This is a genomic window from Natronosalvus amylolyticus (genome assembly GCF_024298845.1).
Classification (GTDB): domain Archaea; phylum Halobacteriota; class Halobacteria; order Halobacteriales; family Natrialbaceae; genus Natronosalvus; species Natronosalvus amylolyticus.
On record NZ_CP101156.1, the window covers coordinates 1,984,383 to 2,004,758 of the forward strand.

The window sequence follows — 20,376 nt, forward strand, 5'->3', positions numbered from 1 at the left end:
TGCAAGAGTTATTAATCCTTGTTTCTTCTAAAGTTGAAAGTAACAACTATTACCCCACCACTACTGAGTCCGACCGTATGCCCGTCGTCAGCATCTCCATGCCCGACGAGTTGCTCGAGCAACTCGATACGTTCGCCGACCGCCACGAGTACACCGGCCGGAGCGAAGTCGTCCGAGAAGGAGCACGCTCATTGCTCGAAGAGTTCGAAGACGACCACCCTACTTCTGAACCGCTCGCCGCCGTCATCACGATCCTGTACGAGTTTGGGTGCCAGTCCGTCGAGCACGAAGTCACTGGACTCCGACACGAGTACGAAGCCGCGATTGCGTCGAACACCCACAGTCACGTCGGCACCTACTGCCTCGAACTGTTCGTCCTCGAAACGAACCTCGAGAACATCGCACGGTTCGTCAACGAAGCGCGAGGCTACAGCGGTGTCGAAACAGTCGACTACTCCGTTCTCGAACTCGAAGAGGAGACAGCCATCGGTTTCCAGTGACGGCGCTTTTTCGGCTGCCGTGTGTCGCTGAATGCGGGCAGTTTCATCGGCGAGGGCGGATGTACCTCCGGTAACGAGTGGAGCGCCACCGGTAACAGACGAATATATCGAAGGCTCCCGGCTCGAGTTCACACTCGCTGGCGGAGCCATCGCTTCGTGGGCAACGATACGAGAAAGGCGCCGAAGCCAGGACTCGAACCTGGGACCGCCTCGTTAACAGCGAGGTGCTCTACCAACTGAGCTACTTCGGCTCATCTCCTCGTTGTCGGGTTGATTTGATAGGGCTTTCGTTTTTGCCCTCATGCTGTCATCGGTTCACAGGCTGTGTCGACAGCCTTTCTATCACCCCTCGAGTACCATACGGATATGACCGAGGAGGGTGCCGACGAACCGGCCGAAGCCATGTCGTTCGAGGCCGTCACGGAGGCGATACGACGGGAGAGTACGCCTGATGCAACCGAACGCCAGCGTCTCGAGGAGGTGGCAACCACCCTCCGTGCACGAGCGACGGCTGCCGTCACCGAACGTATCCCCGACGCCGACGTCGTGCAGGTCGGCTCCACCGCCCGCAACACCTGGGTCAGTGGCGACCGAGACATCGACATCTTCGTTCGGTTTCCACCCGAAACCGACCGCGACACCCTCGAGCGCGTCGGCCTCGAGGTCGGCCACGAAACGCTCCCCTCGGGCCACGAGGAGTACGCCGAACACCCGTACGTCAAAGGCACCTACGACGGCTTCGACATCGACATTGTCCCCTGCTTTCGACTCGAGCGAGCGAGCGATATCCGCTCGGCCGTCGACCGCACACCGTTTCACAACCGCTACCTCGATCGCCGACTGGACGAGACCCTGGCCGACGACAGCCGCGTCACCAAACAGTTCTTGAAAGGAATCGGCGTCTACGGCTCCAACCTCCGGACTGCGGGCTTTAGCGGGTATCTGACCGAACTGCTCGTCCTCGAATACGGCGGCTTCCGGCCGCTACTCGAGGCCGCCGCCGACTGGCACCCGCCGGTCGAACTCGACCCCGAAGATCACGGGTCGGTCAGCTTCGATGACCCACTGATCGTCATCGACCCAACAGACCCCACGCGAAACGTCGCTGCCGTCTGCTCACCGGCGAATGTCGCCCGCTTGCAGCACTACGCACGAGCGCTCCTCTCCGAGCCAGCACTCGAGTACTTCAGACCTGCCGACCCCGACCCACTCGAGCCCGCCGAACTGGAAACGCACCTCGAGCGGCGGGGGGCAACGTCGCTCGCGATCAGGTTCGACATCCCCGACCTGGTCGATGATCAGCTGTATCCACAACTGCACAAGTCCCTCGATGGAATCGCTCGTGCCCTCGACACCAGGGGCTTCGACGTCCTCCGCAAGACGACGATGGCAGCCGATACCGCCGTCTTGCTGTTCGACGTCGGCGTTCGAACGCGGCCGAAAATCGAACGACACGAGGGACCACCTGTTCACATCCGAGACCACGCCGAAGGGTTTTTCGCCGCCTACGTCGACGACGACAGCGTCTACGGGCCGTTCATCGATGGCGACCGATACGTGGTCGAGCGGGAGCGTACGTGTACCAGCGCGCTCGAGTTCCTCGAGAGCCCAAGCCTCTTCGACGTCAGCCTCGGTACGCACGTCGAAACGGCGCTCGAAGACGGCTACACGGTGCTCGTCGACGACGAACTGAGCGACCTGCTCGAAGACTTCGGTCCGGCGCTTCGGCGCTATTTCGAGCCGAGCCCGTAGATATAGATTTACAATCTATTTGCTACAAATTCCGAATTGAGTCTCGGGTGTCGCTATACCACTCCGAATCGCGTCGGCCGACTACTCGTGAGCGTCCCCGATAACACCCTCGGCCAGCGCGACGATATTGTCACTCTCGACGTCCTCGAGATCTTCGGGATAGACGCCGACGGTAAAGAGAAGATCGTCCTCGGTTTCGACGGCGGTGGTCACGTGCATGAGCACGTCGAGTTCGGTGCCGTCGAAGTCAGCCTGCGTACTGTATCGTGACATCGTCGTCGTCTCTCCGAAGACGGTGACCTCCTCCTCACCGACCGGCCTCGGGTCGCCGATATCGTCGTAATTGTCTGCAACGAGGTCGACCAGCTCTCGAGTCGACATCTCTCCGACAGGGTTGAGCTCACGACCGAGCACCGATACCTGCGGCGTCGTCAATACCACGAAGGTGGCCGCCCGCTGGCTTCCCACTCCGGGAATCTCGACTTCCTTGTCGTGTTCGGTCATGTGGTTTGTCACACTGACCGATTCGCTGAAGAGGACGGCGTCGAACTCCTCCTGAATACTGAGCGGTTCGACTCCGGTCTGGTCGTACCCGGTATCGTCGAGCACCGACCGGTCGACCCCGGCCGGCTTCGATTCGTGTTCGTCGAGTCCAGCCAGGCCCAGACAGCCAGACAGACCCGCGAGGCCGACGACACCGGTGCTAGCGAGAACGGCTCTTCGGTTCATTACCGGTTTCATATATCATCAGTCCTCATGAGTTTGTTGGCTAAGAGACGAAGTCCTGTGAATAAAAGAACACGATAGAGGATCCGTTGTCAGTTGCAACACCAGAACTGACGTCCGAGAAACACACCAGGGCGGACGTCAGAGAAACGTCACTCGAGATCGTGAACCGCCAGAACTTCCTCGAGCAGCTCGGTCACCTTCTCGTCGACCTCGTCGTCCGGCCCAAGCGGGTCGCGCCCATCGAACGTCTCGTGGACCAGCGCGACGCACTCTGCGAGCACCTCGAGTCCGTATCCTCCCTCGAGGACGAAGGCGAGTCCGGCATCGACTGACGTGGTGAGCGACCTGATTCGGTCGGTCAACAGCGCGTAGGCTTCCGACGTGAGTCGGATCCGCGAAATCGGGTCGTGACGATGGGCGTCGAAGCCGGCACTGACCAACACGAGGTCCGGGTTGTAGTCCTCGAGTGCGGGCACGATTGCGCGTTCGAACGCCGCGACGTAGCCGCTATCGGCCGCACCCGCCGGCATCGGGACGTTCATCGTCGTACCCTCGCCATCGCCAGCGCCGGTTTCTTCGACCGCACCCGTCCCGGGATACAGCCCCGCTTCGTGGACCGAAACCACGAACACGTCCTCGCGGTCGTAAAAGATGTCCTGGGTGCCGTTGCCGTGATGGACATCCCAATCAACGATGGCGACGCGGTCGACGTCGTAGGCGTCCGCATCGAGCGCCCACTGGGCCGCAACCGCGACGTTGTTCACGAAGCAAAAGCCCATCGCGTCGTCGTAGATGGCGTGATGGCCCGGTGGCCGTCCGATCGAGAACGGCGTTTCGCGACCGTCATCGCCGTCGAGCGCTCGGTCCGCCGCCCAGCAGGCGAGTCCCGCACTCATCCGAACAGCATCCCAGGTTTCTTCGACCGCAGTCGTATCCGGGTCCCAGTTTCCGCCTCCATCCGCACAGAACTCCCGTACGTCCTCGAGATACGAGCGGTCGTGAACGCCCGAAATCGTCTCGAGCGACGCCGGATCGGCTTCGACGTATTCGACGCCGTGTTTCCGTTTGAGTCCCTCTCGAATCGCCCGCAACCGGTCCGGCGTCTCCGGGTGGCGCGGGCCAGGATCGTGTTCGAGACAGGTGTTGCTATACCCAAAGCGCATACGTTATCGATGGTCGAAAAGCGCGAAGTAGGTCTCAATATCGTCCGCCGTGATCGTCCGACGGTCGGCGTGACGCGCCAGTATCGCCGCAGCTCTGGCAACGTTATCGGCGTAATCCTCGAGGATGTCTGCGAGGGCGATCCGCGCATCCATCGACACGCGATAGTGATCTTCGATATCGATCCGTGCAATGCGGTCGACCGGGGCGACCGGTAACTCGAGAGCGTCAGCGTCGACGACGGTTTCGACCTCGAAATCACTCGCCATCAACGTCTTCCGGCCGTCTGCCGTCGCCCGCTCGGCCGCACCCACGGCCAATCGCGCACCGTGACGTTGGATCTCCTTTGCGAGTTCTTCGGCCGCCCCAGCACTCACCCGAAGGTCCCCCGCGTTTCGCCGGATGATCGTGTCCACCGGAGCGAACGGGAGTTCGACGTTCATACACAGATAGCCGGAGTAAACCTTCTTAACGCTTTTCGTACAGGCGACAGTTCGAACGGTCGAACTGCGTTCGGATGCTTCTTGACCTCCTCCCGCGCCTAAAGTCGCGGGAATCCCACCATAGGGTTTCAGGCCGAGCGATTCGAACCTAAGGTTTCAAGACGCATACGATCCAAGCGTCAATTGCTGGGCTTCAGCATCGGCTTGGCTGTCTTGTGGGCCGGTCAAACGGCCCCCTTCCTCAGCCGAGTCATCGCCACTCGTGTCTTCTCTTGAATGGCTCTCTCCGCTGAGGTAGCGGTCTGCAATATTGAGCGCGGCGTTGATGTCCGCGTGGTACTCCGAAACCCAACACGCCGAGTTGGAACACGTGAACGTCGCTTGATCGGGGCGGTAGCCCTGTTCTCCGCAACAGTGGCACGCCTTTGAGGTGTAGGCGGGATTCACCGTCTCCACGCGAATCCCTTTCTCGGCGGCTTTGTAGCGGAGTTGGGCGTGCATCTTCGCAAAGCCCCATCCGTGCAACCGACGGTTCATGAACGCGCCGTAGTCCATGTTCTCGCGGATATGCGTCAAGTCTTCCAGAACCAACACAGGGTTGTCGAATTGGTCTGCGTAGGCGACGACCTCCGACGTGACCGTGTGGAGAATGTCGCCTATCTGTCGCCAGAGTGAATCGCCGTAGGATTCGGCGATACGTTCGCTTCCGCGTTGTTGAAGGCGTCGAGTCGCCGTGAAATACGTCTCACGGAGCTGTCGTACTCGCTTCCCTTCGTCGTTCCAAAGGTTGGATGTAGCCGGGGAGCCGCGCTCGTCACGGTGACACACCGTTAACAAAGAGGCTTCCCCGATGTCTACCCCAATCGGCGTTTCGTCCGCCGAACTGGATCGTTCCTCCACGTCCCGTGTGGCGACGATGTGGAAGTACCACACACCATCGCGGTCGAACAGCCGACACTCGCCCATCTTTGCGTCCCCCGCGTGCAACGCTTCCAGCCACTCTCGCTGTTCGGGATTCGGTTGGGCAGGCAACCAGAGATGGTAGTCGTTGTGATGCGGGATTTTGACGTACCACTCGATTGCGTTCTGTGGCTTGTGGTCGAGCTTCGGGCCTTCGTTCGTGAACCGAACAGGGTGGTCGTCGCGAAGCTCTTTGGCGTCGTAGCTTCCCCCGCACAATTGTGGAACGTACTTCTTGAGCGCGTTCTTCGCGTAACCGCTCAGGTCGTAGTTGACCACCACGTCGTTCGCTTCGGTCTGAGTGGTGCAGTTTGCGTTGAACGCGGCTTCGAGGGCGTCTTGATACGCTCGTTTTGTCTCGCAGAGCTTCCGGTGCTTGTGAGTGTTCGGTTCCACAAGCTTAAGTTCCAGCGTCTCGGTGAGTTCGGTCACTGTTCGTCCTCCTCGTGACGCTGGATGTAGCCTTGAACCGTTTCGCTTGAGACGTGTCCTGCTGTTCCGGCGTAGTAGCCGCGCGCCCACTTGATTTTCTCACCGTCGTGGTCGGCGTAGCGGTGGTTGTATTTCCGCGAACTGATCCCTTTGAACCAGTTAGCGAGAAGTGACGGGGCGTGTTTCGGTGGACTACTCACGAACAGGTGAACGTGATCGGATTGGACGGTGAGGTCGACAATCTCCAATCCTTTTTCGTCGGCGATTTCGTGGAGGATTCGACGCACACGGTCTTCTACCTCGTTAACCAGCACCGAGTTGCGGTACTTCGGCAACCACACTATGTGGTATTTGAGGTTGTAGGTCGCGTGTCGTGTGGTCTTCATCCGTACTACACACTATGGTGGACAACGGTCTTCAAACTACCGAGTTACGTGGGGAATCCAACTGTTCGTAGCAACGTGAGCCGGACGCACTATGCCTACCGCTCGACCCGCGCCTGAAGACGCGGGTATGCGCTCGCACTATGTATCAGCGGTCACAAAAACGATCGTAGGCAGTGAAACGATTTACACACCTATCACGACGGCGTCTGGCGATAGGGTGTGCACTGGCTACTTTACCCCCCGGTCAGAACACGTCGTCAGCCTCGAGGCGGCCGTCACGAATCTGCCCTCGGGCGGTCACTTCCTCGCCGAGGCCAACGTCAGCGCTCGTCTCGACGCTCATCGTCTCCTCGCCGTTGTCCAGAACGACGGGGTCACCCGCCTGGACGACGACACCGGTAAATTCGACGGATTCGCCGTCGGACGGCCCCGTCGGCTCCGCTTTGTCCGCAGCGGATTCGGTGTCGACAGCTTCGGAATCTGTCGATTCGCCACCGCCGGCGTCGGCGTCGGCGAACGCCGAGAGGCCGGTGTCCGAACTGCCAGCAGCGTCCTCGTCGCCAACCGACCCGGCACCGTCCGCTCCACCGAGAACCGTCACCGTCGACCGCCAGCCGGCTGAGGCCTCGAGGTCGTCCTGCCAGCCGTCTTTGATCTCGACGTCGGCGAACGCAACCTCGTCGCCCGGCCCCAGGTCGATGTCCGCCTTTTCGCCCCACATCGCCACGCGAATGTCGCCCGTTGCATCCTGGACGCGAACGTTTCTGACCTGCCCCTCCGAGCCATCGTCCCTGTCGAAGGTGCGTTTCGGGTCCGCCGAGCGGACCACACCGGCGATATCCGTCGTCTCACCCAGCTCGAGCGATTCGATGGCCGTGCTTTCGGGGACGTACTCGACGTCCTCGTCGACGGCTTCGACGGCACCGCGATTGCCGACGTGCAACTCCAGGGAGCCGTCCCGGTCACGAACGTAGCCGTCGACGACCTCGACCGTGTCGCCTGCCTCGAACTCGTCGACGACGTCAGCCTGGTCGTCCCAGAGGGTGACCCGCACGCGGCCGGTGGAGTCCCCCAGGGTGATGTTCGCCACTCGCCCTTCGGAGCCGTCGTCCCGGTCGAACGTTCGGATCGAGCCGGTGTCGAGCACCACCCCAACGAGGTTCACGTCCGAGAGGCCGAGTGAGAGCGATTCGACCGTATGCGTGTCCGTCAGCTGGACGTCGATTTCGGTATCGTCATCCGGCTCCACATCGTCGACGCTGATTTCGACGCCGCTAAAGCCCTCTTTTGGCCGGCCCTTGATTTTGAGTACCTGCCCTTCCTCGAGTTCGTCAACGGCTGCCTGGGCGTGTTCGTCCCAGAAGGCAGCCCGTACGCTGCCAGTTTCGTCGGCGACTTCAACGTTGACGACCCGGCCATCTTCGTCCTCGCCGTCGCGTTCGAAGGTGCGGAGTTCGCCGATTTTCAGGACTTTCGCGACGAACTTCGCTTCCTCCATCCCCGGTTCGATGTCGGCAACGCCGTTGACCTCGCTCTCGCCGAGTTCGTGGGCGATGAGCATCGCCGCCGTCTCCTCGTCGGCGAGACCGCCCATCTGCTCGACTTTGGCCTCGACAGCCTCCCGAAACTCCTCGAGGGAGACGTCAGCCTCGAGGTCCTCATAAATCCCCTCGATGTCACTCATTCTATGCTCGTGCATGGGTAGCCCGCGCATAAGCATTGTCCATTTGGTGTGACCGTCGGTGCGTTCCCGGTTTCTCCATGCTGTCGCTGGAGTCGGGATGGTATTTAAACTCGAGGGGCAGTGGGACCAAAAATAAAAGCCGCAAGTGGTGGGGAAACGAAGCGATTACTACCCGTATGCGTGATTAGTCAGTGGTGTCCGTGTCATTCGTGTCGTCTTCTTCATCAGCAGTCTCCTCGCCATCATCGTCCGTATCGGTATCGTTCGTTTCGTCATCGATACCGTCGTCATCGTCTTCACCGTCGTCGTCGAGTTCGTCTTCCTCGCCGTCGTCGTCGATACCATCTTCACCGTCGTCGAATCCATCTTCGCCATCGTCCCCGATACCGTCGTCGTCCTCGATCGGTGCTTCCTCGTCATCGGTACAACCCGCGAGCGCGACCGCTCCGGCTGCGCCCGCAACGGTCACGAATCGTCGTCTGCTGAGAGTCGTTCGTGGCATAGTGCCAGTTTCGTGGCCACCGGATATCGATATAAGCGGCCGTCACCGTCCCCGAACTTCGGACTGAATTACCGCCAATTCAGACAGTCACAACGATGCAACGGTTCGAAAAAACAGTTACATGCCAGTTCGCCTCGAGCAACTGTCTGCTGATACTGTCGACCGACCCGCCAGGTAAAACCGGTGTCTCTACACGGTGACTGGTCGGTCCACGGTACCGTTTCACCTCTCAAACAACCGAAAGAGGTCCGTTCCATCGTTTCGCCGATTACTCGAGTCGGTCCGCGAGTCGGTTCTCAACGTCCAAGTTCGATCTCGAGAACGTTCATCGGCCGGTTAGCACCAAACTAACCGAGACACTAGTCGGCCGTGACAGGCACCATGGCTGCCACTGACACCCATCACGCCCATCCCTTTCGAAAGGGCTTTAACTGTTTCCGGGTAACGAATAGATGAGTCCTGGTAGGGTAGTGGACTATCCTCTTGGCTTGCGGAGCCAGGGACCGGAGTTCAAATCTCCGTCAGGACGTTTCTGTCGACACCAACCCGCGAGCAACGCAAGCGGCAGGTGTCGGCGAAACGTACCCGGAGATTTGAGCAGACAAGCCACAGCCCGTACGCCCGGAACGTCTTGGCGAGTTCAAATCTCCGGATCTCACCGAGGCACCGTGCTTTACAGACCTTCGTTCCTGTCAGAGTCCGCCAGAACGCTTTCGCCCCAAACACCGTTTATGGCACTCGAGTCGGCCAAATCCCGGCTGTCGAAAACCGGCGAAACAAACACCCCCTTCGCGAACAAACGATGGGGCATGGCAGACCAATCCGACGCCGTATCGTGGTACACACTCGAGGGAATCAGAATCAGTCCCAAACGGATGACCGTCGACACGGGCGACGCCGAGTTCGAAATCGGCCGTGACGTCAACCCGGTCGAGTACATGCTTGGCTCGGTTGCCGGCTGTCTCAACTCGACGGGCACGATGGTTGCTCGAGACATGGACATCGATATCGACTCCCTGACGGTCACCGTCGAGGGTGGTGTCGACTACGCCGCCTACAAGGGCGAGGAGACCGACGCGAGACCGGGTTTCCAGGGACTGGAGGTCGACCTCGAGGTCGAAGCCGACGCGACGGACGCCGAACTCGAGGCCTGGGTCGAGGGCGTCAAGTCGCGCTGTCCAATTACCGACAACGTCGAGAACGAGACCGGTATCGACGTGTCGCTGACGAGTATCTGATGACGAGTATCTGAGACGGTTTTTGTCCTCTCTTCCCGGAGATTGCCGACCCGGTATGACAATCATCGGTAAAAAGGTACAGCGGACCGTATGAGACGACTGCTGTGGGCGGCGCTACAAGCGCGGCCGCTCTGAAGATAGTGTAGGTGAGAGGAGTAAGCCCCCTTCTGTTCATCCCGGCATTCGGCTAAGCATCCATCCCGCCCGCGAAAGCGGCGTTGTCGGGTTACCAACGGAATAGACTTGCACCGGTGAGGATTCGCCGTTCCATCGATCCTCGGTCGTCTAACGGCCAACTGGCCGACCCTCGGCGGGGTCTCCCCGTCCTTGCGGTTGGGTTCGCGCGCCTCATCGGTCGGACCGAGACGTGTCGTTTCTGTTCCAGAGCCAGCGGTCTCCCGCTCCGGGCTTGCACCCGGTCACCGACCCGAACGGTGGGGGGACTTTCCTCGCGGGCGCGGCCGCCCCGATGGAGCGACCGCGTGTGGTAGTCGGGCCGTTTCCGACCCGACTATCGCGGCAGCCAGGCTCTCTCTCCCACTCACCGTAGGCCCGTCGCTCGGTTAAGTCTCTCGGTCGTCGTCGTCAACGGGCTTAAATCGAAGCGTGAGTGAATGGAAGCGTTTTTGAGAAACTAGGCCCTTGTGTTGGAGTATGTCCCAGCGACAGGGCGCTGACCTTTCCTACGAAGACGGCGCACGAGCGGTCGAACTCGCACGTGAGTCCGTCGAATCGTACGTACAAAACGGGCAACGAGAACATCCGGGCAGTATGCGCGAAACGTTCTACGAGCGCAGCGGCGCGTTCGTCCGCCTCGAGTCCACGCGCGGCCGTGGCAGCCTGCGCGGCTGTGCCGGTGGCTATCGCTCGGGCGAACAGCTCGGTCACGTCATCGTCGACGCGGCAATCGAAGCCGCGAGCGGAGATTCCTGTGGCTCGGAAGTAACCCCCTCAGAACTCTCGAATCTTACCGTCTCGGTCTGTACGGTCCGCAACGTAGTGCTCACCGACGACCCGCTGGCAGACCTCGAGCTCGGCACCCACGGCGTCGCCATCGACGGTGGCGGCAAAACCGGCTGGCTCTACCCGACGGTTCCCGTCGAAAACGGCTGGAGCGAACACGAGTACCTGGACCGAACCTGCCGCAAGGCCGGACTCGCCCCAAACGCCTGGCAAGATGACGACGTCGTCGTGACGCTGTTCGAAGGACAGGTCTTCCGCGAGCGCTCGAGCGACGGCAGCATCGAACAATTGTAATCGCGGTTTTCCGAAATCCGCATCAGCGGCACCGCCTCCTCGAGAGTGGAACGAACGCGTCTTGTATCATGGCTCGAGGCAAGCGAGATCCGGATGAGACCCTCGGCCGGAGCCCGTGAGGACCACTCGGTCACGACGACGCTGCCAGCGCTCTTGACGAACGTAGACGTGGACGGGTATCGACCGAACCCCGAGGAGACGTGCGACGGCCAGCCGCCCGTGGCCGCTGTGAACGAGCAAGCGCCCATCGCGGCCGACGGTGACGCGAACCTCGCTTTTTGCCGGCGGTAATTGTGGATGTGGGTCGAGTATCGATGGTTCCGTTGGATCGCGACGCCGATTGCGCCGTTCGGCAACCGACCGGTAGCCGCCGGTTGCGATATCGGCGAGTAGCCACTCGAGCCGTGCTATCGAGCCCTCGGCCGGAGCCTCCAGCTTGTCCGCTTCATCGAGTTCTATCTCGCGCTGTGACCCAAGCACGTCGGCCACCGTTCGGTAGGGGGTGCTCTCGAGAAATCGCGTCCCCGTCCGGTCCCAGTCACCGCCGGTCACCGCCTGTACGTGTCCCGGCGTCGACGCCTCGAGACGCCGTCGCCACGAGGGGTCGAGCGTATGCGTGATCGCTTCCGGGGGGATCTCGAGGGTCGCCGTCGGATCTATCGGGGCGACACACTGGCGGCCGCAGGCCCGCCAGGTCTGGAAGCGAAGTCGCTGGCGGTGATACCACCGCACCTGTTCGGGGACGAAAAACGGCCGATCAGAAACCGGCGGCCGCTGCGTAGTGAGCGTCTCCAAGATGCGAGTCACGGCTGTCGAGTCGTCTGCTGGCGACGGGTTGCGTGCGACCGCTCGAGAACGTCCTGAAGACACGATAGCGTCCCTCGGAAGAGCGGCCACCTGCTCGGTAGTAAGTAATCGGCCAGTAGCCATCCGTAACATCCTCGAGGGGAGACACTGCTCGAGATTCGCACGAACCTGAAGGGGTTTAACCGACCGCTGATAATCCTCGGTCGATGACTGTCGTCGCATTCGACTTCGACGGAACGCTCTCCGATTCGGAGATGACGGTCTTGCTCGGCGAACGGATCGACGTCGCCGACGAGATGGCCGACATCACCGAACGCGCGATGAACGACGAGATTGGCTACGCCGAAAGCCTTCGCTCGAGAGCAGCCCTGCTCGAGGGACTACCGAAAGCCGAGGTAACGGCCGCCTACGACGAGGTGAGACTCCGTGATGGAGCCGCCGACCTGCTCGAGACGCTCAGCGACGCCGGCGTGACGACGGCGATTCTCACCGGCGGCTTCGAACGCGGGGTCCAGGCGGCACTCGAACGCGAAGGTGTCACCGTCGATCACATCGTCTCGAACCGACTCCCCTTCGATAGCGACGGCGAGGCGCTGACCGGCGATGCAGAGGGCCCCCTCATCGAGGGGACCAAAGACGACGCACTCGAAGACCTCGCGACCGCAGTCGGCGTGACGCTCGAGGAAACCGTCGCGGTGGGCGACGGGGCAAACGACCTCCCGATGCTCCGCGTTGCGGGGCTGGCGATCGGATTCGAGCCGAAACCGGCCGTCGAGCCACACTGTGACGTCGTCGTCACGTCGATGGCTGGCGTTCGCGACGAACTCGAACGGGCTGGCGTCCTGAAATAGCGGCGGGCGTTCTCGAGTACTGGTTCAGTTTTTATAATCGGTTTGCGTCAGCGGTCCGATGGCCGATTTGCGTCAGCGGTCCGATGGCCGATAGCGCTCGTGGTCGTCGACCGATCCCGTCTCGGTCGACATCCCGACAGATTCATCAGGCGAACGAGGCGTCGGTTCTGGCGTCTCTCTCGAGCCAGACTGCCGTGTCTCGCCTGTATCCGCGGTTCGACGATGGTTCGAATCGGTCTTCCTCGCGGTGTGGTCACCTGTTCCTTCAGCATCCGACGACTGAGAGGCGACGGCAATTCCCGGACCGGTTGGTTGCGTTCGACCACCGTTCGATCCGAACACCACGCCACGATTGGCGATCACGGCTCCCAGGCAGATGAACGCGAACGAAAAGACGGCACTCGTCACGAGCAACGTGCTGTCGAGGGTGACCGCAACCGAGTCGAACTCCCCCCACGGTACGTCTTCCCCCTCCGGCGTGTACGAGAACAGTTGTGTCGCGAGCGCGAGCACTAGTAGATAGCTCGGAACGACGGCCGCTGCCGCCTGAACCGTCGATCGTAGATCCTGTGGTTCGGTGAGACGAACGATGAGCCCACCGGCACTCAGAAAGAGAACGGCGAGTACGGGCACGAAAATCATCGACCCGAACAGAAACAACACATCGGCCGGGTACAACAGCCGTTCGATGTCCTGGGTGAACGTCCCGCCGTTAACCAAAAGCAGGAGAAAACCAGCGAGGGTCCACCGGGCGGGGCCTTCCCCGCCGTCGGTGACGCCACCGTCGGCGATACCTCCACCGGAGGCGATGACGAACTGATAACTGACGAGATACGCAATCGTGAAAATCCCCAGTCCGACGGCAGCGCCAGGTTTCAGCACCGAGAGGTCGTAGCCGTCGCTCGAGTCACTCGCTTCCTGTTCGGATTCCGCTGTCGTATCCGCCGCGCTGGAGGGCGCTGGCTCGTACTCGAGCCGTCTGTCGAGGGACATACCTGTAGGTCCAGATAGGCGGTCGTTATTCTTTCGGTTCGTTGACCTGTGTGCGACTCGAATCGCGAAAAAAGCGCGTGGCTGCGGTTAGCCGTCGATTTTCTCCATCGCCTTCTCGACCGGATCCGGCCAGCTGTAAAGCAGACCGCCAGCGATGGCGAACAGCGCCGGGATCAGGACGCCAGCGTAGAGGACGGCGTCGCCGGTTGCGACGCCCATCGTGACTTCGGCGTCGGTTTCGTACTCCGCAACGACCGAGAAGATGACGGCAAGCACGAGCCAGCCGGGGACGATGAGCGCGCCCGCCTTGGCTGCCTCACCGGCATCCGTCGCGTCGGTGTACTTTGCCATGCTGTAGCCGGCGGCGAGCAACACGACGAGGGGAACGAGGATGAACACGATTGCGACGTTACCGAATCCTCCTCCAGCACTGACGAGTGAGGCGACCTCACCGTCTACCTCGAACGTCGCCCCGAGTCCGGAAAGCAGCCCCCATGCGGCGAACTCCCAGGAAGCAGCCATGTCGTCAGCGTCGACGCCACCCAGGGCGAACGTCCCGATGACGACTGCCAACGACGTCAGATAACTCAGCAAGAACGCGCCAACGCCGAATACGGCCCCTTCCTTGACTGGCAGCTCAGACCCCGCGTCCGATGCTGCCTGTGGTTGCTCACCGGCCCCCTGTACTGGCTGTCCAGCCCCCGATTCGTCATATTCCATTTGATTTTCGTCTGCCATCACCGAAGGTATCTCACAGATAAGTTTTATAATTTTCGGCATATGTGTCCACAACTGATTCGAGATGAAGGCCAGTGAGCCACTGCACAGGTGTTTTGACTGTCTCGAACGAATTTGAAAACCGCGTTCACTACCGAACTCGTCAGTTCGAAAACAGGCTCGTGTGCACCGGGGCGAACGAATCCGATTGGTCCCGTTCGACCGTATCCGTGATCGAGCGGCCGGCTAACCCCGACTCGAGCATATCTGACAGCGGTGGACCGACGTTTTCGGGTTCGACGAGAAACGCGTCGTGGCCGTGATCGGACTCGACGACGTGGTGGGCAACGTCGATACCCGTCCCGCGACAGACCTCGGCCAGCGTCTCCGCCTGTTCGACGGTAAAGTGCCAGTCGCCGGTAAACGAGAGCAACAGCAACTCGCCCTCGTAGGCCGCCAGGGCATCACCGTCGGATTCGTAGCCCGCCGCGAGGTCGAAATCGTCCATCGCCCGGGTCAGATACAGGTAGCTGTTGGCGTCGAATCGGTCGACGAACTGTTCGGCCTGATAATCCAGATACGACTCCACTTCACGATACGGGAAGAAGGCTCCAGCCGGGTCGGTCGGCGTCTCTCTGGTCGCTTCACGGCCGGCCGCTCGACGGCCGAACTTGTGGTCCATCGAGGACTTCGAGAGGTACATGATGTGACCGATCTGTCTGGCTCGGGCGAGGCCATCGCTCGGTCCGTTCGCCGCCGTATTTGGTGCCTGGCCGTTCCCGTCCGGAGACGCATCTCCGTAGTAGTGGCCGCCGTTCCAGGCAGGGTCACTCGTGATCGCTCGCCGGGCGACCGTGTCGAGGGCCAGACACTGCGGATCGAGTCTCGGGGCCGTGGCGACGGCGCCCGCACACTCGACGTCGTCGGGATAGCGCCGCAGCCAGTCGAGGACGTTCATCCCACCGACAGAGCCGCCAATAACCCCGCGAAGGCGACCGACACCGAGTTCGTCGAGCAGGCGTCGCTGAGCGCGCGTCCAGTCGCCGATGGTCACCGGCGGGAAGTCGGTGCCGTAGTACTCGCCCGTTTCGGGGTTCACACTCGAGGGACCGGTCGTGCCGTAACACGAACCGGGTACGTTCGCACAGACGACGTAGTACTCGGTCGTGTCGATAGCCTTGCCGGGGCCGACGACGTCTCCCCACCAGGCGCGGGCCTGGCCGGCCGTCTGGTCACCCGCATCGGGGCGTCGGGCGACGTGGGCGCTACCAGTCAGTGCGTGGCAGATGAGGACAGCGTTCGAGCCGGTAAACTCGCCGTAGGTCTCGTAGGCCACCTCGAGGCGTGGAATAGACTCGCCACACTCGAAGGTAAACGAGCCGAGATCGATGGTGTCTTTCGTAGTCATTGGTCACCTCGATCGGTCGCCGTCGAAATTCCCGCTTCGAGGTCTGCGAGGATATCTGCCGGATCTTCGATACCGACCGAGAGTCGAACGAGGTCAGGCGTGACGCCGGCGTCAACCTGTTCGTCCGGCGTCAACTGGCCGTGGGTCGTGCTCGCTGGGTGGATGATGAGCGTCTTCGCGTCGCCAATGTTCGCGAGGAACTGGGCGAGGTCGACCGATTCACAGAGGCGTTTCCCCGCCTCGTAGCCGCCGCGTGGTTCGTCCCCGCCCTCGAGGCCAAAGGCGATCATGCCGCCGTAGTCCTCGAGGTACCGGGAGGCGTTGTCGTGTGTCGGATGGGATTCGAGGCCGGGATAGGTCACCCACGCGACGTCCTCGTGGTCGGCGAGGTAGTCGGCGACGATAGCCGCGTTCTCACAGTGTTTTTCGATGCGAAGCGCGAGTGTCTCGAGGCCTTGCATGGTCTGCCAGGCGTCAAACGGGGATTGCTGGTTTCCGAGGCTCCGAGTCGACCGATAGCGAATCGCGGCCGCGAGCGGGGCGTCCGAAAAGTCGCGACTGAAATCGACGTCGTGGTAGGCGTCGTTCTGTCCGGCGAGTTCGCTGTAGCCGTGTTCGCCCCAGTCGAAGGTGCCGCCGTCGACGACAATTCCGCCGACGGTCGTCCCCGAGCCGTGAATCCATTTGGTCGTCGACTCCCAGACGACGTCAGCGCCACACTCCAGTGGCCGACACAGCGCGGGCGTCGCGAACGTGTTGTCGACGACCAGTGGAACGCCCCTGTCGTGGGCGAGTTCAGCCAGTCGTTCGAAGTCGGGCGTAACGAGCGAGGGGTTGCCGACCGTTTCGACGTGAACGAACGCCGTGTCCTCGTCGATAGCCTCGGCGTAGGCGTCGTAGTCGAGGGTGGGAACGAGTCGCGTTTCGATTCCCCGACGGCTGGCCGTCTTCGAGAAATACGCCGTCGTGCCGCCGTAGGTGTCCGTCGAGCAGACGACGTTGTCACCAACGCCGGCCAGGACGAGGACGATCGAGTCGAGAGCAGCCATACCGCTGGCGGTGGCGACGGCACCCGCCCCACGCTCGAGGGTCGCCAGACGGTCCTCGAGAACGTTCGTCGTCGGATTGGAGATGCGAGAGTAGATGTGTCCCTCGCGCTCGAGGGCGTACATGGCAGCGGCGCTGTCGGCATCATCGAAGACGTAGGAGGTAGTTTGATAGAGCGGGACCGCGGCCGCGTCGGTTGCCGGATCGCCGTCGTAGCCCGCGTGGATACACCCTGTCCCGAATTCGGCGGTCGATGGGGGGCCGCTCGAGTCGTCGCTCATGTTTTGTATGCATACTTTTGGAGGAACTTATGCACGCCAGTAACGGCAAAAACCGACAAATACAGAGAAGTGCTAACACAGACCATTATCTGTCGTCGGGAAGAAACTCGAATCCGAAGACAAACGCCTTCATACGCGCAGTACTAACGGAGAGTCGTGCACTCGAGCGGCCGTGACCGAATCGTCCTCGCAAGCGTGGTCTTTGCAGTGTTGTTCTCCCAGCTCTTGTTGTATCCAGGTATCGCGGAACTGGTCGGAGTTCTGGGTGCCGATGAGCCGACCTCGCCGTTGACGGAGACGACCCTCGATGCGAGTATGTGGTTTCTCGTCGCCGAATTCGCCGCGTACGTCGCTTTCGTCGGCGTCTGGGGTGTCGCCAGCGACGTAACCGGCCGACGAACACCGTTTATCGTCCTCGGTGCGCTCGCGGGGGCCGGTGGCTACTTCGCCCTCGCCGTCATCGCGACGGCCGGCACCATCCCGTTCGAGGGCGTCTTGCTCGTGCGGATATTTCAGGGCGCGATGACCGTCGGCGCGTTCTCGCTCACGATGACGATGCTGATGGACCTCGAGGGTGGGCACGGCCGAAACATGGGCGCAGCGGGCATCGCCATCGGACTTGGGGCGGCAACGGGCGCTCCCGTCGGCGGCCAGCTCACCACCCTCGACCCGCGTGCCCCCCTCGTTGCGGCCGCCGTTTTGCTGGCCGTCGTGAGCGTGCTGGTAACCCTCGCTGAAGATAGGGCCCCCAGCCATCGACGTCGAGTGAAGGCTATTCTCTCGAGCGTCTCCCGGAGGCCGGTGCTGTCGATTCCGTACGCGTTCGGCTTCGTCGACCGGCTTACCGCCGGCTTTTTCGCCCTCGTCGGAACGTTGTACTTTCAGGACGCGTTCGGGGTCGACGCCGCCATGACTGGCCTGTTGCTGGCGTGTTTTTTCGCTCCCTTCGCCCTCCTGCAGTACCCCCTGGGAAAACTGTCCGATCGAATCGGGCGCACTATTCCTATCGTCGTCGGATCGCTCAGTTACGGCCTCGGCATCCTCGCCGTCGGCGTAGCCCCAACGGTACCTGTCGCTGCCGCAGCGATGATACTCGTCGGCGTGCTGGGCGCGCTCATCTCCCCGGCCACGATGGCCCTCGTCACCGATATCGCCGACGAAAGCGGCCGCGGCGTCGCGATGGCCGGGTTCAATCTCGCCGGAAGCCTGGGGTTCCTCGGCGGCTTTCTCATCGGCGGCACCGTCGCCAGTGCCTGGGGATACGGTCACGCGTTCCTCATCGTCGGCGGCCTCGAGATTCTCATCGCACTCGTCGCGGTGCCCGCGTTTTTGCACCTCTCGATCGGGAAGACACGGTTTTCGCTCGAGGGGCGAGACGCCTGAGACGGGTTGGCGACCCAACGAGAGCACGGCGAGACGATTATTGTATGCCAACCCGTATCATGGCCATGGATGCGACACGCGAAGACATCGAGTTCCTCATCAGGTCGAATCATCGCGTTGGAGTGCTCGAGGCTCTGGCCGACGATCCGTGTACGCGGAACGATCTCCGTTCTGCAACGGGAGCGTCTTCCCCGACGCTGGGTCGAATTCTTGCGGGCTTTCAGGATCGCCACTGGATCGAACGGAACGGGAACGTGTACCGGCTGACCGAGCTGGGGACATTCGTCGCCACTCGCTTCGAAGCGTTCAGAGACGAGATGAGTTATCAACGGCGTCTCCGCGAGATCTGGCCGTGGCTCCCCCACGAAACCGACGGTTTCAGCATCGAGTTGTTCACTGACGTGGTGATCTCTCAGCCGGGGCCCGGCTACCCCTACCAGCCTCTCGAGCGTCTCACGGAGTGTCTCACGGCGACGGAATCGATGACCGGATTCGGCATGGCGCTGCTCAAGTCCGGGAATCTCGAGCCGTTTTTCGACCACGTCCGAAACGGATTGGAATGTGAATACATCTACCCGCCAGCCGTTTTCGAGGAACTACTCTCGTGGGACGAAGAAACCGTCCTCGAGATGGCGACACGGGACAACTATACGGTTCTGGTACACGATGGGCTTCCACTGGACGACCGGTGTGGGGTCTGCCTGTTCGATGACCGTGTCAGTATCTGCTGCTACGACCCGGAAACGGGGGCGTTGCAGTCACTCGTCGACACCGGAAGCGACGAGATGCGTGCCTGGGCAACGTCGCACTACGAACGGTTCCGGGACGAGGCCCGACCGCTCGAGGACGCTATCGACCGGTTTTGACACCCTCCCAGAGGCCGAATCCTTCGCGTGATCGATCACGTTGATATCGAATGGGTACCCGAAGGCGTGCTTTCACGGCGTGAAATATTTCACTAGACATCTACACATACGTTCGCGGAGTAGCCGAGTTCGTGGTGAGTACGTATGAGCGATCACACACGTCGATCGACTGGCTGGCAACTCGAACAGAACGCCCCCGAGGCCTATGAACGCTACCTGGTACCACCGATATTCGCGTCGTGGGCCGACCGACTCGTCGAGACTGGCGATATCAGGGAAGGTGATCGAGTCCTGGACGTTGGTTGTGGAACCGGCATCGTGGCCCGACGGGTCGCGACCAGCGTCGGGACCAGCGGAGACGTCGTGGGGCTTGACACCAACCAGGGAATGCTCGCCGTCGCGGCAGAAACCGCTGGCGACAACCAACACACACCCGAGTGGCGACAGGGTGACGCGGAAGCGCTCCCGTTCGACGACGAGGATTTCGACGTCGTCTGCAGTCAACAGTCGGTGCAGTTCTTCGACGACCCAACCGCCGCACTCGAAGAGATGCAACGGGTCCTCACACCGGGTGGCCACGTTGCCCTGAGCGTCTGGCGACCGCTCGAGTACCACCCTGCCTACGTAGTTTTGGCCGAAGCGCTGGAACACCACGTCGGTGCCAACGCCGGGAAAATGATGCGGTCTCCGTTCCCAGATTGGGACACACGAGACCTACGAACCCTCGTTCAGGATGCGGGCTTCGATGACGTATTGGTCACCATCGAGGTCGGGTCTGTACGCTATCCTTCGGTCGAGGAGTTCGTTCGCCGTGAAGTGGCAAGTTCACCGCTCGCCGAACCAATCGCGGCCGTCGGACGAACGGTTCGAAACGAACTGGTGAAAGCGGTCGAGGAAGAATTACACGCCTACAGTGACGATCATGGGGTCGTCTCGCCAATGGAGTCCTACGTCATCACAGCAGACCGGCCCCAATAGC

Annotated in this window: 20 protein-coding genes, 2 tRNA genes and 1 other RNA gene; 9 read left to right on the plus strand and 14 right to left on the minus strand. The window is 61.5% G+C overall.

Going from position 1 to position 20,376, the window contains the following annotated elements; all coding sequences use genetic code 11:
- Nucleotides 1–77 precede the first annotated feature (77 nt).
- Complete coding sequence (locus tag NLK60_RS09430; protein WP_254807547.1) at nucleotides 78–500, plus strand: CopG family ribbon-helix-helix protein; 423 nt, start codon at nucleotides 78–80, stop codon at nucleotides 498–500.
- Between the two features lie 178 nt (nucleotides 501–678).
- On the opposite strand, the gene NLK60_RS09435 is transcribed toward NLK60_RS09430, so the two are convergent.
- Nucleotides 679–751: transfer RNA gene (locus tag NLK60_RS09435), tRNA-Asn, on the minus strand.
- Between the two features lie 115 nt (nucleotides 752–866).
- Here NLK60_RS09435 and cca point away from each other — a divergent pair.
- Complete coding sequence (gene cca / locus NLK60_RS09440) at nucleotides 867–2,252, plus strand: CCA tRNA nucleotidyltransferase (protein ID WP_254807548.1); 1,386 nt, start codon at nucleotides 867–869, stop codon at nucleotides 2,250–2,252.
- A gap of 81 nt (nucleotides 2,253–2,333) precedes the next feature.
- Here cca and NLK60_RS09445 read toward each other — a convergent pair whose 3' ends face one another.
- The 7 genes from NLK60_RS09445 to NLK60_RS09475 all read right to left on the minus strand — a co-directional run bounded on the left by NLK60_RS09445 (nucleotide 2,334) and on the right by NLK60_RS09475 (nucleotide 8,549).
- Nucleotides 2,334–2,981 carry a DUF6517 family protein gene (locus NLK60_RS09445; protein ID WP_254807549.1) on the minus strand — a complete coding sequence of 216 codons (648 nt, stop codon included), beginning with the start codon at nucleotides 2,979–2,981 and terminating at the stop codon, nucleotides 2,334–2,336.
- A 149-nt stretch (nucleotides 2,982–3,130) separates the two neighbouring features.
- Nucleotides 3,131–4,144: a histone deacetylase family protein gene (locus tag NLK60_RS09450; protein ID WP_254807550.1), complete on the minus strand. Its 1,014-nt coding sequence runs from the start codon at nucleotides 4,142–4,144 to the stop codon at nucleotides 3,131–3,133.
- 3 nt (nucleotides 4,145–4,147) lie between these two features.
- Nucleotides 4,148–4,585 carry a histone gene (locus tag NLK60_RS09455; RefSeq protein ID WP_254807551.1) on the minus strand — a complete coding sequence of 146 codons (438 nt, stop codon included), beginning with the start codon at nucleotides 4,583–4,585 and terminating at the stop codon, nucleotides 4,148–4,150.
- 156 nt (nucleotides 4,586–4,741) lie between these two features.
- On the minus strand, nucleotides 4,742–5,977 hold the full coding sequence (locus NLK60_RS09460) for an RNA-guided endonuclease InsQ/TnpB family protein (protein ID WP_254807552.1): 1,236 nt from the start codon (nucleotides 5,975–5,977) through the stop codon (nucleotides 4,742–4,744).
- On the minus strand, nucleotides 5,974–6,363 hold the full coding sequence (gene tnpA / locus NLK60_RS09465) for an IS200/IS605 family transposase (RefSeq protein WP_254807553.1): 390 nt from the start codon (nucleotides 6,361–6,363) through the stop codon (nucleotides 5,974–5,976). Before tnpA ends, NLK60_RS09460 begins: the two co-directional genes overlap by 4 nt.
- 244 nt (nucleotides 6,364–6,607) lie before the next feature.
- On the minus strand, nucleotides 6,608–8,047 hold the full coding sequence (locus tag NLK60_RS09470; RefSeq protein ID WP_254807554.1) for a single-stranded DNA binding protein: 1,440 nt from the start codon (nucleotides 8,045–8,047) through the stop codon (nucleotides 6,608–6,610).
- Between the two features lie 184 nt (nucleotides 8,048–8,231).
- The gene (locus tag NLK60_RS09475) at nucleotides 8,232–8,549 is read right to left on the minus strand and encodes a hypothetical protein (protein ID WP_254807555.1); all 318 of its coding nucleotides are present in this window, start codon (nucleotides 8,547–8,549) and stop codon (nucleotides 8,232–8,234) included.
- 456 nt (nucleotides 8,550–9,005) lie between these two features.
- On the opposite strand from NLK60_RS09475, the gene NLK60_RS09480 reads away from it, so the two are divergent.
- Both NLK60_RS09480 and NLK60_RS09485 read left to right on the plus strand, forming a co-directional pair.
- Nucleotides 9,006–9,078: transfer RNA gene (locus tag NLK60_RS09480), tRNA-Arg, on the plus strand.
- A 280-nt stretch (nucleotides 9,079–9,358) separates the two neighbouring features.
- Nucleotides 9,359–9,787 carry an OsmC family protein gene (locus tag NLK60_RS09485; RefSeq protein ID WP_254807556.1) on the plus strand — a complete coding sequence of 143 codons (429 nt, stop codon included), beginning with the start codon at nucleotides 9,359–9,361 and terminating at the stop codon, nucleotides 9,785–9,787.
- A 144-nt stretch (nucleotides 9,788–9,931) separates the two neighbouring features.
- On the opposite strand, the gene rnpB is transcribed toward NLK60_RS09485, so the two are convergent.
- Nucleotides 9,932–10,326, minus strand: an RNA gene (rnpB, locus tag NLK60_RS09490) — RNase P RNA component.
- A gap of 115 nt (nucleotides 10,327–10,441) precedes the next feature.
- On the opposite strand from rnpB, the gene NLK60_RS09495 reads away from it, so the two are divergent.
- Nucleotides 10,442–11,044 (plus strand): TIGR00296 family protein, encoded by a 603-nt coding sequence (locus NLK60_RS09495; protein WP_254807557.1) that lies wholly within the window; start codon nucleotides 10,442–10,444, stop codon nucleotides 11,042–11,044.
- Nucleotides 11,045–11,110: 66 nt separating this feature from the next.
- Here NLK60_RS09495 and NLK60_RS09500 read toward each other — a convergent pair whose 3' ends face one another.
- Complete coding sequence (locus tag NLK60_RS09500) at nucleotides 11,111–11,914, minus strand: ParB N-terminal domain-containing protein (RefSeq protein ID WP_254807558.1); 804 nt, start codon at nucleotides 11,912–11,914, stop codon at nucleotides 11,111–11,113.
- 143 nt (nucleotides 11,915–12,057) lie between these two features.
- On the opposite strand from NLK60_RS09500, the gene serB reads away from it, so the two are divergent.
- Nucleotides 12,058–12,702 (plus strand): phosphoserine phosphatase SerB, encoded by a 645-nt coding sequence (serB, locus tag NLK60_RS09505; protein WP_254807559.1) that lies wholly within the window; start codon nucleotides 12,058–12,060, stop codon nucleotides 12,700–12,702.
- Between the two features lie 72 nt (nucleotides 12,703–12,774).
- On the opposite strand, the gene NLK60_RS09510 is transcribed toward serB, so the two are convergent.
- The 4 genes from NLK60_RS09510 to NLK60_RS09525 all read right to left on the minus strand — a co-directional run bounded on the left by NLK60_RS09510 (nucleotide 12,775) and on the right by NLK60_RS09525 (nucleotide 17,148).
- The gene (locus tag NLK60_RS09510) at nucleotides 12,775–13,695 is read right to left on the minus strand and encodes a DUF7978 family protein (RefSeq protein WP_254807560.1); all 921 of its coding nucleotides are present in this window, start codon (nucleotides 13,693–13,695) and stop codon (nucleotides 12,775–12,777) included.
- Nucleotides 13,696–13,782: 87 nt separating this feature from the next.
- Complete coding sequence (locus NLK60_RS09515) at nucleotides 13,783–14,433, minus strand: DUF7978 family protein (protein ID WP_254807561.1); 651 nt, start codon at nucleotides 14,431–14,433, stop codon at nucleotides 13,783–13,785.
- Nucleotides 14,434–14,575: 142 nt separating this feature from the next.
- Nucleotides 14,576–15,820, minus strand: coding sequence for a homoserine O-acetyltransferase MetX (metX, locus tag NLK60_RS09520; RefSeq protein ID WP_254807562.1), 1,245 nt, complete (start codon nucleotides 15,818–15,820; stop codon nucleotides 14,576–14,578).
- The gene (locus NLK60_RS09525; RefSeq protein ID WP_254807563.1) at nucleotides 15,817–17,148 is read right to left on the minus strand and encodes an O-acetylhomoserine aminocarboxypropyltransferase/cysteine synthase family protein; all 1,332 of its coding nucleotides are present in this window, start codon (nucleotides 17,146–17,148) and stop codon (nucleotides 15,817–15,819) included. Before NLK60_RS09525 ends, metX begins: the two co-directional genes overlap by 4 nt.
- 156 nt (nucleotides 17,149–17,304) lie before the next feature.
- Here NLK60_RS09525 and NLK60_RS09530 point away from each other — a divergent pair, with 156 nt between their 5' ends.
- The 3 genes from NLK60_RS09530 to NLK60_RS09540 all read left to right on the plus strand — a co-directional run bounded on the left by NLK60_RS09530 (nucleotide 17,305) and on the right by NLK60_RS09540 (nucleotide 20,375).
- Nucleotides 17,305–18,531: an MFS transporter gene (locus tag NLK60_RS09530; RefSeq protein WP_254807564.1), complete on the plus strand. Its 1,227-nt coding sequence runs from the start codon at nucleotides 17,305–17,307 to the stop codon at nucleotides 18,529–18,531.
- A 65-nt stretch (nucleotides 18,532–18,596) separates the two neighbouring features.
- A complete protein-coding gene (locus NLK60_RS09535) occupies nucleotides 18,597–19,397 on the plus strand; it encodes a helix-turn-helix transcriptional regulator (RefSeq protein WP_254810456.1) in 801 nt (266 codons plus the stop codon).
- 144 nt (nucleotides 19,398–19,541) lie between these two features.
- Nucleotides 19,542–20,375 carry a class I SAM-dependent methyltransferase gene (locus NLK60_RS09540; RefSeq protein WP_254807565.1) on the plus strand — a complete coding sequence of 278 codons (834 nt, stop codon included), beginning with the start codon at nucleotides 19,542–19,544 and terminating at the stop codon, nucleotides 20,373–20,375.
- Nucleotide 20,376: the final 1 nt, after the last annotated feature.

Bases quoted from the DNA above. Each gene is read 5' to 3' on its own strand.
- NLK60_RS09430 (WP_254807547.1), top strand. From the start codon at position 78: ATGCCCGTCGTCAGCATCTCCATGCCCGACGAGTTGCTCGAGCAACTC.
- cca (WP_254807548.1), top strand. From the start codon at position 867: ATGACCGAGGAGGGTGCCGACGAACCGGCCGAAGCCATGTCGTTCGAG.
- NLK60_RS09445 (WP_254807549.1), bottom strand. From the start codon at position 2,981: ATGAACCGAAGAGCCGTTCTCGCTAGCACCGGTGTCGTCGGCCTCGCG.
- NLK60_RS09450 (WP_254807550.1), bottom strand. From the start codon at position 4,144: ATGCGCTTTGGGTATAGCAACACCTGTCTCGAACACGATCCTGGCCCG.
- NLK60_RS09455 (WP_254807551.1), bottom strand. From the start codon at position 4,585: ATGAACGTCGAACTCCCGTTCGCTCCGGTGGACACGATCATCCGGCGA.
- tnpA (WP_254807553.1), bottom strand. From the start codon at position 6,363: ATGAAGACCACACGACACGCGACCTACAACCTCAAATACCACATAGTG.
- NLK60_RS09470 (WP_254807554.1), bottom strand. From the start codon at position 8,047: ATGAGTGACATCGAGGGGATTTATGAGGACCTCGAGGCTGACGTCTCC.
- NLK60_RS09475 (WP_254807555.1), bottom strand. From the start codon at position 8,549: ATGCCACGAACGACTCTCAGCAGACGACGATTCGTGACCGTTGCGGGC.
- NLK60_RS09485 (WP_254807556.1), top strand. From the start codon at position 9,359: ATGGCAGACCAATCCGACGCCGTATCGTGGTACACACTCGAGGGAATC.
- NLK60_RS09495 (WP_254807557.1), top strand. From the start codon at position 10,442: ATGTCCCAGCGACAGGGCGCTGACCTTTCCTACGAAGACGGCGCACGA.
- serB (WP_254807559.1), top strand. From the start codon at position 12,058: ATGACTGTCGTCGCATTCGACTTCGACGGAACGCTCTCCGATTCGGAG.
- NLK60_RS09510 (WP_254807560.1), bottom strand. From the start codon at position 13,695: ATGTCCCTCGACAGACGGCTCGAGTACGAGCCAGCGCCCTCCAGCGCG.
- NLK60_RS09515 (WP_254807561.1), bottom strand. From the start codon at position 14,433: ATGGCAGACGAAAATCAAATGGAATATGACGAATCGGGGGCTGGACAG.
- metX (WP_254807562.1), bottom strand. From the start codon at position 15,820: ATGACTACGAAAGACACCATCGATCTCGGCTCGTTTACCTTCGAGTGT.
- NLK60_RS09525 (WP_254807563.1), bottom strand. From the start codon at position 17,148: ATGAGCGACGACTCGAGCGGCCCCCCATCGACCGCCGAATTCGGGACA.
- NLK60_RS09535 (WP_254810456.1), top strand. From the start codon at position 18,597: ATGGATGCGACACGCGAAGACATCGAGTTCCTCATCAGGTCGAATCAT.
- NLK60_RS09540 (WP_254807565.1), top strand. From the start codon at position 19,542: ATGAGCGATCACACACGTCGATCGACTGGCTGGCAACTCGAACAGAAC.